The following is a 12,573-nucleotide window of genomic DNA, read 5'->3' on the forward strand; positions in this document are numbered from 1 at the left end:
TAGATTGAAATGTTTAGTGGATATTTTCAACTTAGGTTGACTTTATCCACTATTTTTTAGTTTACTTTCATCAAATTTTCATAATCGATGGATAAGATATAATTGGATAGCATTAGAAAGTGAGGAAACGCATGTGGCGATAACAAGCAAATTAACGGCAATAGGAATAATAGCCCTTAGTTTAACAATAGGCTTTTTGTCCTTTTATCTACTCCGTGATTTACCGAAAGAAGAAAAGAAGAAGCATTTAGAGGAACTAACCTCACAACTAATTAATTTCGTTCTTTTTATTTGGCTAGGAAAGATTATATTAAATATTTCTATATTTATTTCGGACCCTTTATCCGTATTGGCATATCCAAGTGATTCAAAAGCATTTTATTTAGCTACTGTGCTCCTTTCTTTTCTACTAGTATATAAAACGAAGCGGAAAAACTTAGAAGTCCTTCCTATATTGGAATCTTTTGTCCACGTCTTTCTTATTAGCTCGTTTGTATATGAATTTATACAACTCGTTATAGAAGAAAATCGGTACGCTTTAGGTTATCTAGTCCTATTAGCTCTACTAATTGGTTTATTCTTCTTTCTAACGGAGCGTTTTACAGTACCAATTTTATTAATCATAATAACCTCGATATGGTCAGTAGGGATGTTGGTATTGTTGTACGTTCAACCGTTTGTAACTGTTTTTGGTTATATGATGACACCGTGGTTTGTAATGCTATTTTCTATTACAAGTGTTGGTAGCTTAACTTATAAAATAAGAGGGAGGGATACATAATGGGTATTATTGAAGCCGATACAATACTAATAGCAGGAATGCTTTTAGCAATTGGGGCTGGGGCATTATCTTTCCTATCCCCTTGTGTACTACCAATTTTTCCAGCGTATTTGTCCTACATAACTGGTATAAGTGTAAAAGAGTTACAAGGGAATAAGGATAGTAGAATGATAAGGCATTTGTTCACTCATTCTTTTTTCTTTCTATTAGCTGTCTCGCTTGTCTTTTTAAGTTTAGGAGCAAGTGCGTCATTTCTAGGACAATGGGCACAAAAACTTCTAATAGGTGATTCCGGCTTACTTATTCAACGTATTGCAGGAGTTTTAATTATCATAATGGGTCTGTTTATAGCAGGATGGATTAATATACCTTTCCTGATGAAGGAACGACGCTTTCACTCCACTAGAAAGCCAACGGGATATATTGGAACTTTCTTAGTAGGGTTAGGATTTGCGGCTGGATGGACACCTTGTATTGGTCCAATTTTTGGTTCTATTTTACTTCTAGCTGCTAGCAATCCTGGGCAAGGTTTGTTTTATACAGCGATGTATGTCATTGGGTTTGCGCTACCATTTCTACTACTTACCTTCTTCATTGGAAAAACAAGGTGGATTGTGCGTCATAGTGAGATTATCATGAAAATTGGAGCGGTCATGATGATTATTATGGGATTAGTTTTATTCTTTGGCTTGATGCCACGTATTTCAGGATTTTTACTTGATTTAGTACAGGATACATGGTTATCGAAATTAGGGTAAGAATGAAAGGATTCGAAGCTATCTTGTCCGACAAATTATAGGAGGTTCAGACAATGAGAAAGTGGATTCTAATGGTCATTGTAGTTGGTATGCTTGGTTGGGCTATAGTTGATTTTATTGATTCAAATAGAGAATCAGCTAATCAATTTAATATTGTAGATGCAGAAGATAACGGAGAACAAATGGATACAAGCAACGAAAATAGAGAAGCGGATGAGTCAGTTATTGGGTTGGAAGTTGGGAATAAGGCACCTGACTTTCAGTTGCAGACATTAACCGGTGACACAGTAAAACTTTCTGACTTTCGCGGAAATCGTGTGATGATCAACTTTTGGGCTACATGGTGCCCACCTTGTCGAGCAGAAATGCCAGATATGGAAAAGTTTCATCAAGATAAAGATGTTGTCATTTTAGCAGTAAATTTAACAGACACAGAAACTAGTTTAGAAGATGTTGATAAATTTTCCGATGAATATAAGCTTACATTCCCAGTTTTGTTAGATGAAAATTTAGATGTAGCAACACTATATATGGTACAACCGATCCCAACTACTTATATGGTCGATTCTGAAGGGATAATTAGTTATAAAGCATTTGGAGCAATGAATTATGATCTAATGGTCCAAGAATTTGAGAAGATGGATTAATTTGCACGAATAGAATGAAAGAGCTTTGGAGGAGAAGAAAATGAAATTCCAAGTAGGAGAATCTGGTGTAATTCAAGGGGAGTTTGAATATGGAGAATTAATTATTTCAAGTAATTCTGAAATAGGTTTCCGACCTGTACAGTTACTTGTTTCATCGCTAGCAGGCTGTAGTGGTGGAGTGCTAAAGAAAGTATTAGAAAAGAAACGAATTAAATTTGATTCTATTGATATTGAAGTTGACATTGAACGTAATGAAGCAGAAGCAAATAGAGTTACGAAACTGTCACTCCACTTTATTGTGAATGGTAATCATTTAAATATAACAACTGTACAAAAATCGCTAAATATAGCAGTAAAAAACTGTGCAATGGTACAGTCAGTAAAAGATGCAATTGAAATAGTGGAAACTATTGAGATTAGAGAAAAATAAGGGACTATGTAGATGGCAAAGATTGAGAAGTGAATTTAAGGTGTGTAGTATTGTTGGCAAGGGGTGATAGGATGAAGCAAACGATATTAGTTGTTGAAGATGATAAGATGATTCGAGAACTAATAAAAATTTATTTAACGAAAGCTGGCTATGATGTGGTAGAAGCTCTGGACGGAGAAGAAGCAAAAGAAGTCTTCTTAACGGAACATCCTTGCCTAATTATACTCGATTTAATGCTTCCGAAGCTTAGTGGAGAAGAATTTTGTCAATGGGTTAGGTCCCAGGAGCGAAATGAAGTGTCTATTATCATGCTATCTGCTAAATCCCGTACGGAAGATAAAATAAAAGGATTAAAAATGGGGGCAGATGACTACATAGTTAAACCATTTGAACCAGAGGAGCTTCTAGCCCATATTGAAGCAGTACTACGTCGTACCGGCCAATTCTGTCAAAAAATTGCCTATGATGGTCTTTGTATTAAACCACGTAAGGGAGAAGTATTACTTTTTGATGAAGAAATTAAATTAACAAAACATGAATTCAATATACTATATTACTTTATGGAAAATCCTAATGTTATTATCTCGAGAGAAAATCTTATCGACCAGTTATATCCATATGCAGATAAATTAGTGCTTGACCGAACAATTGATGCCCATATTAAAAAACTACGAAAAAAAATAGAAGAAGATCCAGCTAATCCGAAACGGATCATTACAGTTAGGGGAATGGGGTATAAATTTGTTAAGGAATAAATGGAGGAATGTGCTTGTTCCCAAACAATTTCTTTTTCGACTTACGTTTATCAATATCGTAGTTATTGCGGCCTTTGTTGGGATTAGTAGCTGGGCAATTTATAATACCGCATGCGTACTTGCAGATGGTTTAGTCTCCATGAGTAGCCAAAAACAAGCTCGCTTTGAATCTACCTTGTTACAATACTTATGGATATTCAGCATTTCAACCATTATCATTGGTAGTCTAACCCATTTTTATTTAACAAAAAAACTTATCCGTCCATTAAGAGAGTTAATTGACTCCACGAAAAAGATGAAACACGGTGAGTATCCTCAGCCTATAACAATGAAACCCGATGGAGAGATTGGCGAGTTAATTAGTCATTTTAATGATTTAGTGCAACAAATAGAAGCGAATGAACAACACCGTGAAAAGCTAGTCTCTGATTTATCCCATGAATTTCGAACTCCTTTGTCTAATTTAAATGGATATCTTAAAGCATTAAAAGCTGGGGTGATTGAAGGAGATGAAAAACTGTACCGATCACTGTATGAGGAATCGAGAAGGCTCATTCATTTGGTAGAGCAGATGGAACAGTTAAAGGAATGGGACTATGTTTCCAATCAAAACTTTACTCAAAAAACACCGAGTAATATTGAAAAGTTAGTGTATCAAGTGGTAGAAATGTTTCGTCGGAAGTTAAAACAAGCGAATATTGAAATGGTTGTTGATGTTGCTTCCTGTCAGCTGATAGTTAACAGTGCTGCAATTACACAGGTCATTAGCAATTTACTGGATAATGCTATTCGCTATTATGAAGGAAATAGTCCAATTGAGATAAGGGGCATAGTGGACCAATCAACTTATAAACTGTCAATAACAGGACCTGGAAAACCAATATCTATGGAGGAACGAAAAAAAATATTTGATCGTTTTTATCGTGTTGATCATTCAAGGTCACGAGAGTTTGGAGGCTCAGGATTGGGGCTTGCGATATCAAAAGAGATTATTGAACGTCATCAAGGTAGACTAAGTGTTACTTCGGAAGGTAATATCCATTCATTTTGGCTTCTGTTACCTATTGGGAACACTCTTTAAACTTCCATTATAGAAAAATATAATTCAAAGGGTTGACATTTTACCCCTAGGGGTATATTATAGGTCATGTAACAGATAACCACTAGCGAAATTAGTGGTGAAATTTAAAAAAAGCATCAGATAAAAGTCGTATGGATGGAAGACGACTTTTTTATCACTTGTAATTATACCCATGCCGGTATATGTATAGATGCCATTAAAATACTTAAGGAGGTAACGGTATGATTCAAGCGAATATGCAGTTAGATGCAAAAGGCTTAGCATGTCCAATGCCAATCGTGAAAACGAAAAAAGCAATTACCGATATTGAAGAAGGTCAAGTATTGGAAATTCAAGCAACAGACAAAGGATCAAAAGCAGATTTAGCTGCTTGGGCAAGTACTGTAGGCCATCAATATTTAGGAACAGTAGAAGAAGGAGATGTACTTTACCACTACATTCGCAAAGGTTCTAATGAGCCAGAAGTGGAAAAAACATTTGAACAAACTGTTTCACTTGAAGAAATAGAATCACGTAACGGCTTAGTTCTAGATGTACGTGAAGCAGCAGAATATGCATTTGGTCATATTGAAGGTGCGAAATCCATTCCAATGGGAGAGCTAGAATCTCGTCTTGGTGAGTTGGATAAAGAAGAAGAAATTTATGTGATTTGTCGTACAGGAAAGAGATCAGACTTAGCAGCACAACTATTAGCTAAAAATGGTTTTACAAAAGTTTATAACGTTCTACCAGGTATGAATGAGTGGAACGGTAATATAAAAAAGGATATATAGGAGGAATTTATTATGTCAAATAAGGTAGCAATTATCGCAGCAAACGGTGGAGTGTTTGATGCATACAAAGTATTTAATATCGCAACAGCAGCAGCAGCTTCAGAAAAAGAGGTGCAAATCTTCTTTACGTTTGAAGGACTAAACTTAATTCATAAGCAAGCGATGCATAATTTAGAAATGCCAGCTGGAAAAGAACATTTTGCGGAAGGATTTGAGAAAGCTAACATTCCTTCTATCCCACAACTAGTGGAAATGGCTATCGAACTAGGTGTTAAATTTATTGCTTGCCAAATGACAATGGATGTTATGGGTCTTACAAAAGAAGATTTTGTTGACGGAATCGAAGTTGGTGGAGCTGTTACATTCTTAGAATTCGCTAAAGATGCTCAACCAACATTAACTTTCTAATTAGATTAAAAACTTCATGCAGTGGGGAAAATCTCCACTGCAAAAAAATAAATTAAAATATACCTAGGGGGGTAATTTGGATATGACAGTAAACAAATGGACAGCAGCAACTGTTGCTAGAAAAGTAATTGATAATGAAGAATTATTTATCTTAGATGTACGTAATGCAGATGCATTTGAAGATTGGAAGATTGATGGACACAAGTTTGAGTATTTAAATATTCCTTACTTTGAATTATTGGATGGTGTAGAAGAAATTCTACCTAAGATTCCAACAGATAAAGAAGTATTAGTTGTTTGTGCGAAAGAAGGGTCTTCTGTAATGGTTGCAGAAATGCTATCAGAAGCTGGTCGTGAAGTAGCATACCTTGAAGGTGGAATGAAGTCTTGGAGTAGCTATTTAGAACCGATTAAAGTAGCTGACTTACCAAATGGTGGTGAACTATACCAATTCGTTCGTCTTGGTAAAGGTTGTTTATCATATATGGTGATTTCTGAAGGAGAAGCAGCAATTATTGACGCAGTTCGTTTCACTGATATATTCACGAACTTCGCAAAAGATAAAGGTGTAGAAATCAAGCACGTATTTGATACACACCTACACGCGGACCATATTTCAGGTGGACGTCATATTGCCGCTGAAACTGGAGCAACATACTATCTTCCACCAAAAGATGCAACAGAAGTTGTGTTTGATTACACACCTTTAAACGACGGATTAAACGTGAAGATAGGTTCATCTCAAATTGATGTTAATGCACTATACTCACCGGGGCATACAATTGGTTCAACTTCATTTGTTATTGACAATCAGTATCTTTTAACAGGTGATATTCTATTTATTGACTCAATCGGTCGTCCAGATTTAGCAGGACTTGCAGAAGACTGGGTAGGCGATCTACGTGAAACATTATATACACGTTATCGTGAACTTGCAGAAGACCTAGTGGTTTTACCTGCACACTTCATGATTATTGATGAATTAAATGAAGATGGTACGGTAGCAAAACGATTAGGTGATTTATTTAAAGAAAATCATGGTTTAAACATTGAAGATGAGGATGAATTCCGTAGCACGGTTACAGATAATTTACCACCTCAACCAAATGCATATGAGCAAATTCGTCAAGTAAATATGGGTAAAATTACTCCAGATAATGACGAACAAACGGAAATGGAGATTGGTCCAAACCGTTGTGCAGTTCGATAAGATTTGGTAAAACTTTTAAAACGGTTGATAGATTTTGAAAAACAGTCGATAGTACTGTAATACGGTTGATAGTACAGCCAAAACGGTTAATAAATTCGTATCACAGTTGATACTCCGTAAAATCAGTTGATACTCCGTAAAATCAGTTGATAGTCCCGTGAAAACAGTCGATAGAACGATAAAATCGGTTGATATTCTAACTAAAAGATTTATAAAGGAGAGTTTCAAATGAAGATTACAAAAACATTAGATGCAAAAGGCTTAGCATGTCCAATGCCCATCGTAAAAACCAAGAAAGCAATGGACACAATTAACTCTGGGGAAGTGCTAGAAGTAGTTGCAACAGACAAAGGTGCACTAAGTGACATCCCTGCATGGGCAAAATCTGGTGGCCACACCATACTAGAACAAAAAACAGAAGATGATCTTTTATACTTCTATATTCAAAAAGCATAATGACAACCAAATAGCGAGTAGCATTCCCTACTCGCTTTTCTCAATTAGAAAGAAGGATTGCTTATGGATTTAACTTTTATTATCGTCGTATTTGCAATTGGATTTATTGGTTCATTTTTATCTGGTATGCTAGGTGTTGGCGGTTCGATTATTAAATATCCAATGCTATTATATATTCCCCCTTTGTTTGGTCTAGTTGCATTTACCGCCCATGAAGTTTCTGGAATAAGTGCTGTACAAGTACTTTTTGCATCGATTGCTGGAGTATGGGCTTATCGAAAAGGTGGTTACTTAAACAAACAACTTATCATCTATATGGGGGCAGCCATTCTTATTGGTAGCTTAGTTGGTAGTTATGGATCCAGTTTCTTATCCGAACAAGCTGTTAATGTCGTATATGGTATTCTTGCTGCAATTGCTGCAGTAATGATGTTTGTACCAAAAAAACAGGTAGATGATATGCCATTAAATGAAGTGACATTTAATAAGCCACTAGCAACTATATTAGCTTTAATTGTTGGTGTAGCATCTGGAATAGTTGGAGCGGCTGGTGGTTTCTTACTTGTACCAATCATGTTAACAGTCTTACACATTCCTACTCGAATGACTATTGCAACTAGTTTAGCAGTTACTTTCATTTCTTCTATCGGTAGTAGTTTTGGAAAACTTGTTACAGGACAAGTGGATTATTGGCCAGCATTTATCATGATTATAGCAAGTCTACTAGCTGCCCCACTTGGAGCAAAAGCTGGTAAGAAAATGAATACTCGAGTTTTACAAATAATATTAGCACTTATGATAGCAGGTACAGCTGTGAAAATATGGTTTGATATTTTAATGTAGTTATAAAATTATAAAGATATAAAAGGAGAAAAAAATCATGACAAAGCGAATTTTAGTTGTTGGTGGTGTAGCAGGTGGAGCATCTGCTGCAGCTAGAGTTAGAAGATTAGATGAGAATGCTGAAATTGTTATGTTTGAAAAAGGACCACATGTATCTTTTTCAAATTGTTCCTTACCTTATCACCTAAGCGGTATTGTAGAAAATAGTGATTCGTTAGTATTAATGAACCCAGATACATTTAAAAAACGTTATAATATCGAGGCTAGAGTGAATAGTGAAGTGATCAAGGTTAATCGTAAGGAAAAGACTATCACAGTTAAAGACCTGGCAACTGGTGGTACGTATGAGGAAGCATATGATAAGCTAATTCTTTCACCAGGAGCATCACCGATCCGTCCGAATAAAATTGAAGGTATTCATCATCCAAATGTGTTTACGGTTCGTAATGTTATCGACATTGAACAATTAAATGCGTACGTAAAGACGAAGGATATGAAAGATATTGCAGTAATTGGCGGTGGGTTTATCGGTGTTGAAGTAGCCGAAAATCTCCGTTTAGCGGGCTTCAATGTATCTTTAGTTGAATTTGCAAATCAAATCATGACTCCATTTGACTATGATATGGCACAAATTCTTCATAAGGAAATGGTCGACCACGGTATCAATCTGATTGTGAACGATGGGTTAGCTAAAGTAGGCGAAGGTTTTATTGAAACAGGATCTGGTAAGAAGATTGATGCACAAGCAGTAGTATTAGCAATTGGAGTAAGACCAGAAACAAAGCTAGCGGAAGAGGCTGGTTTAGAGATTGGTAAGACTGGTGCAATAAAAGTAAATGCCAATTATTTAACGAGTGACCCGGATATTTATGCAGTGGGGGATGCAATTGAAGTATACCACCGTTTGCTACACAAGCCGACAAGACTTGCTTTAGCTGGACCAGCTCAAAAACAAGCGAGAGCTGTTGCCGATCATATTTACGGTATACCAACGCGTAATTTAGGTGTAATCGGATCATCTTCTATTCATCTTTTTGACTTAAATGCTGCATCAACTGGATTAAACGCGAGAACTGCTGAAGCGGCAGGATTTGGCTATGATTCTGTTTATGTGATGCCTAGTGATAAAGTTGGACTAATGCCAAATAGCAATGTGATGCATTTTAAATTAATTTACGAAGTTCCAACCGGAAGAATCCTCGGTGCTCAAGCAATTGGTAAAGGTAATGTCGATAAACGTATCGATGTTATCGCCACAATGATTACGATGAATGGCACATTAGAAGATCTTAAAGACTTGGAATTATCGTATTCTCCGTTGTTAGGAACAGCTAAAGATGTAGTGAATCACGCAGCTCTTGTAGCCCTAAATCAACTAACTGGAAGATATAATGAGGTGAAAGTCTCTGAGGTTCGAGAACTAGTTGAAAACAATGCCTTTATTATTGATGCTCGGGAAGAAAGTGAATTCCAAACAGGATATTTAAAAAATGCAATGAACATTCCTTTAAGTGAATTTAGAGATAGACTAGATGAAATACCAAAAGATAAACCAGTTTATATACACTGTCGCTCTGGCCAACGAAGCTATAATATGGTAATGGCTCTAAAAAACTTAGGCTATAACAATGTTTCTAATATATCAGGCTCTTATTTAGGTATTAACTTATACGAATACTTTAATGACCTAGTAACTGGTAGAGACAAAATTGTTACAGAATACAATTTCAAATAATGGACTAGACTGTCACTACGATGGCAGTCTAGAATATAGGAATTTCCTTCTAAAAACATCTTGACTTAAATACCTAATGGGGTATATTATAAAGATATCCTTTTTAGTAGGTGATGAACATGAATACCTATATTATTTTAATTGTAAGCTCACTTTTATGTATAATGTTATATAAAAGATATTTTCCTGTACTAGGTATTCCTTGCAAAAAGTCAGGTCATGATAAGACAAGCACAGTTGTATTAGATATTAGAGACTATAATATAGATGTGAATCAAAGCCAAAATCGAAGTGATATGCGTATACCGTATGCGTATTTGAAACGATTTATTCAAGAAATCCCTCATCAAAAAATTCATGTGATTGCAAATGATCGACTTGAACTAAACTTAGGTTTAAGATATTTAAGGAGCAAGGGATATCAAGTCGCTAGTTATCAGTTAAGTAACTGTCCGTGCAGAGAAAAGGAGTGATAATCCATGGAATATGATAAAGCAGTTGTCAATCGGTTAAAACGAATTGAAGGTCAAATTAAAGGCGTTTTAAGTATGGTTGAGAAAAACGAAGACTGTAAAGATGTCATTACTCAATTATCTGCATCTCGTAGTGCTATTGATCGTACGATTGGCTTGATAGTTAGTATGAATTTGGAGCAATGTGTACGAGATAATATAGAGAATGGCGAAGACACGAAACAATTAGTAAAAGAGGCAGTAGATTTGTTAGTGAAGAGTAGATAAGTTCAGCAATTCATGTATTCATTAGAAGAGTTGATGAACTTTTCTTTTAAATCAAATCATACCTATACGGGTATAATAAAAACTTTGGAGGTATTTGTGATGAAAGAAATTACAGCAAAAGAATTAGAGCAAAAGTTAACTGCAGGTGAGAAACTTAATATTATTGATGTTCGCGAAGATGTGGAAGTTGCTACTGGTATAATTCCAGGAGCAAAACATATTTCTTTAGGTCAAATTCCAGACCGTTTAGCTGAATTAGATAAAAATGAACATTATTATATGGTATGTCGTTCAGGTGGTAGAAGTGGAAACGCTTGTCAATTCTTAATTCAAAATGGTTACAATGTAACAAATATGATTGGTGGAATGCTTGATTGGGAAGGAGAAATGGAGTAATTTCTCCTTTTCTCTTTTTAAAAATCTAAAGAAACTGAGGTAATCAAATGGGGATATTTGAGTGGATCTTATTAGTAATCATTATTTTATTTTTAGTTAATCGCTTTATGCCAGTGAAAGGTATTACGAATATAAGTGTACAAGAGGCGAAGGATAAATTTAAGGATACAACCATACAATTTATTGATGTCCGTACACCAGGTGAATATAAAGGAAATCACCGTAAACCTTTTAAAAACATTCCACTGAATAACTTAGCAAGCAAAACTAATAAGTTAGATAAAGAAAAAGAGATTGTTGTCATTTGTCAAAGTGGAATGAGAAGTGCTCAAGCAGCTAAAATCCTTAAAAAACAAGGCTTCCAAAAGATATACAATGTAAAAGGCGGTATGAATGCTTGGTTCTAAGAAAGGAAGACAATAATGGCTAAACAAATAACACCGGAAGAAGTAGCTAAACGTATACAAAATAGTGAAGAAATGACTGTAATTGATGTACGTGAAAGTAGTGAAGTGGCAACTGGTAAAATACCGGGCGCGAAACATATTCCACTTGGTCAGTTAGCTTTACGTAAAGGTGAATTAGATAAAAATAAAACCTATATCATTACTTGTCAATCTGGAAACCGAAGTAAAGCTGCTTGTGGTATTCTAGAAGCATTAGGATATAAAGTAGTAGATATGATTGGCGGAATGAATAACTGGAGCAGGGAAACAGTATAAGGTTCTAAACACAAATAATCACGTTAAGTATAAGAATTTTGAGGTTGGTAAGAATGGACCGAAATATTACACTTTACACAACTACAATGTGCCCAGTGTGTGGGATGGTAAAGCAATTTCTAAATGATATGAATATAGAATATAAAGAGGTTAATGTGGATTTGAATCCCATTGCTATGATTAAATTAATAGGAAAAACTAAAAGATTTTCTGTGCCACAGACAAATATTAACGGACAATGGGTTTTTGGATTTGACCCTGTTCGTATTTTAAAAATAGTGAATGCAAATTAGTACCTGGTATTTTTACGCACTTGTAAATACCCATACTAGTATATTCGTATAAAACGAAGGACATTAAATGTTGTCCTTCGTTTTATTATTATCCAATATATACACTATCACATGTATTTGCTTGTGGCTCATAGTAACAATGTTGCTTGTATTGTCCGGAGTGCGGTTGATTATACCAAGTTGGAGGACAAGGAGCATAAGGATTAAAGTACCAAAGAGAATACTTAGAAGGATGTTCTCGCCAATAGTCTAACACTTGTTTCGCTAATCTCCGTTCTGATTCTCTAGCACGGTTATAAAACACATTTCCTTTTTGTACAGCTTCAAAGGAATAGTTTCCACCTTGAACTTGATAAATAACATCGGAAATACTTCTTAAGTCTTTGAAGTCTAAACAATCCGCCTTTAAACGGTTGACAATAACATTCCCAACCATAAGCATCCCTAATTTACCTTCCCCTTCAGCCTCGGCACGTATCATCCTTGCAACTAAATCAACATCTTTATCAGTATATTTCACTCTAGCCATTATTTATCACCTCTTC

General features: G+C 35.4%; 19 protein-coding genes. 18 read left to right on the forward strand and 1 reads right to left on the reverse strand.

Features of this window, described 5'->3' with window-relative positions:
• Positions 1–133 precede the first annotated feature (133 nt).
• The 18 genes from IEV35_RS07440 to IEV35_RS07525 all read left to right on the forward strand — a co-directional run bounded on the left by IEV35_RS07440 (position 134) and on the right by IEV35_RS07525 (position 12,028).
• Positions 134–781: a hypothetical protein gene (locus tag IEV35_RS07440; protein ID WP_188384026.1), complete on the forward strand. Its 648-nt coding sequence runs from the start codon at positions 134–136 to the stop codon at positions 779–781.
• The gene (locus IEV35_RS07445; RefSeq protein WP_188384027.1) at positions 781–1,539 is read left to right on the forward strand and encodes a cytochrome c biogenesis CcdA family protein; all 759 of its coding nucleotides are present in this window, start codon (positions 781–783) and stop codon (positions 1,537–1,539) included. The genes IEV35_RS07440 and IEV35_RS07445 overlap by 1 nt, the downstream gene beginning before the upstream one ends.
• 53 nt (positions 1,540–1,592) lie before the next feature.
• Positions 1,593–2,186: a peroxiredoxin family protein gene (locus tag IEV35_RS07450; protein WP_188384028.1), complete on the forward strand. Its 594-nt coding sequence runs from the start codon at positions 1,593–1,595 to the stop codon at positions 2,184–2,186.
• A gap of 40 nt (positions 2,187–2,226) precedes the next feature.
• Positions 2,227–2,616, forward strand: a complete 390-nt coding sequence (locus IEV35_RS07455) for an OsmC family protein (RefSeq protein ID WP_188384029.1) — start codon at positions 2,227–2,229, stop codon at positions 2,614–2,616.
• A 71-nt stretch (positions 2,617–2,687) separates the two neighbouring features.
• Positions 2,688–3,371, forward strand: coding sequence for a response regulator transcription factor (locus IEV35_RS07460; RefSeq protein ID WP_188384030.1), 684 nt, complete (start codon positions 2,688–2,690; stop codon positions 3,369–3,371).
• Positions 3,358–4,452: a sensor histidine kinase gene (locus IEV35_RS07465; protein WP_188384031.1), complete on the forward strand. Its 1,095-nt coding sequence runs from the start codon at positions 3,358–3,360 to the stop codon at positions 4,450–4,452. The genes IEV35_RS07460 and IEV35_RS07465 overlap by 14 nt, the downstream gene beginning before the upstream one ends.
• A gap of 221 nt (positions 4,453–4,673) precedes the next feature.
• The gene (locus IEV35_RS07470) at positions 4,674–5,225 is read left to right on the forward strand and encodes a sulfurtransferase TusA family protein (protein WP_188384032.1); all 552 of its coding nucleotides are present in this window, start codon (positions 4,674–4,676) and stop codon (positions 5,223–5,225) included.
• Between the two features lie 12 nt (positions 5,226–5,237).
• Positions 5,238–5,633 carry a DsrE/DsrF/DrsH-like family protein gene (locus IEV35_RS07475; protein ID WP_188384033.1) on the forward strand — a complete coding sequence of 132 codons (396 nt, stop codon included), beginning with the start codon at positions 5,238–5,240 and terminating at the stop codon, positions 5,631–5,633.
• A gap of 82 nt (positions 5,634–5,715) precedes the next feature.
• Positions 5,716–6,843: an MBL fold metallo-hydrolase gene (locus tag IEV35_RS07480; RefSeq protein ID WP_188384034.1), complete on the forward strand. Its 1,128-nt coding sequence runs from the start codon at positions 5,716–5,718 to the stop codon at positions 6,841–6,843.
• Between the two features lie 228 nt (positions 6,844–7,071).
• On the forward strand, positions 7,072–7,299 hold the full coding sequence (locus tag IEV35_RS07485; RefSeq protein ID WP_188384035.1) for a sulfurtransferase TusA family protein: 228 nt from the start codon (positions 7,072–7,074) through the stop codon (positions 7,297–7,299).
• 63 nt (positions 7,300–7,362) lie between these two features.
• Positions 7,363–8,142 (forward strand): sulfite exporter TauE/SafE family protein, encoded by a 780-nt coding sequence (locus IEV35_RS07490; protein ID WP_188384036.1) that lies wholly within the window; start codon positions 7,363–7,365, stop codon positions 8,140–8,142.
• A gap of 37 nt (positions 8,143–8,179) precedes the next feature.
• On the forward strand, positions 8,180–9,877 hold the full coding sequence (locus IEV35_RS07495; protein WP_188384037.1) for an FAD-dependent oxidoreductase: 1,698 nt from the start codon (positions 8,180–8,182) through the stop codon (positions 9,875–9,877).
• A gap of 113 nt (positions 9,878–9,990) precedes the next feature.
• Complete coding sequence (locus tag IEV35_RS07500; protein WP_229740686.1) at positions 9,991–10,350, forward strand: sulfurtransferase; 360 nt, start codon at positions 9,991–9,993, stop codon at positions 10,348–10,350.
• Positions 10,351–10,356: 6 nt separating this feature from the next.
• Entirely contained in the window at positions 10,357–10,617 is a 261-nt protein-coding gene (locus tag IEV35_RS07505; protein WP_188384039.1) for a metal-sensitive transcriptional regulator, read from the forward strand.
• Between the two features lie 99 nt (positions 10,618–10,716).
• Positions 10,717–11,013, forward strand: coding sequence for a rhodanese-like domain-containing protein (locus tag IEV35_RS07510; RefSeq protein WP_188384040.1), 297 nt, complete (start codon positions 10,717–10,719; stop codon positions 11,011–11,013).
• A gap of 47 nt (positions 11,014–11,060) precedes the next feature.
• Positions 11,061–11,420, forward strand: a complete 360-nt coding sequence (locus IEV35_RS07515; protein WP_188384041.1) for a rhodanese-like domain-containing protein — start codon at positions 11,061–11,063, stop codon at positions 11,418–11,420.
• 15 nt (positions 11,421–11,435) lie between these two features.
• Positions 11,436–11,735 carry a rhodanese-like domain-containing protein gene (locus tag IEV35_RS07520; RefSeq protein ID WP_188384042.1) on the forward strand — a complete coding sequence of 100 codons (300 nt, stop codon included), beginning with the start codon at positions 11,436–11,438 and terminating at the stop codon, positions 11,733–11,735.
• Between the two features lie 53 nt (positions 11,736–11,788).
• Entirely contained in the window at positions 11,789–12,028 is a 240-nt protein-coding gene (locus IEV35_RS07525) for a glutaredoxin family protein (RefSeq protein ID WP_188384043.1), read from the forward strand.
• A gap of 88 nt (positions 12,029–12,116) precedes the next feature.
• Here IEV35_RS07525 and IEV35_RS07530 read toward each other — a convergent pair whose 3' ends face one another.
• A complete protein-coding gene (locus tag IEV35_RS07530) occupies positions 12,117–12,557 on the reverse strand; it encodes a cell wall hydrolase (protein WP_188384044.1) in 441 nt (146 codons plus the stop codon).
• Positions 12,558–12,573 lie beyond the last annotated feature (16 nt).

Origin of the sequence: Ornithinibacillus halotolerans, from assembly GCF_014637405.1 — a bacterium.
GTDB lineage: Bacteria > Bacillota > Bacilli > Bacillales > Amphibacillaceae > Ornithinibacillus > Ornithinibacillus halotolerans.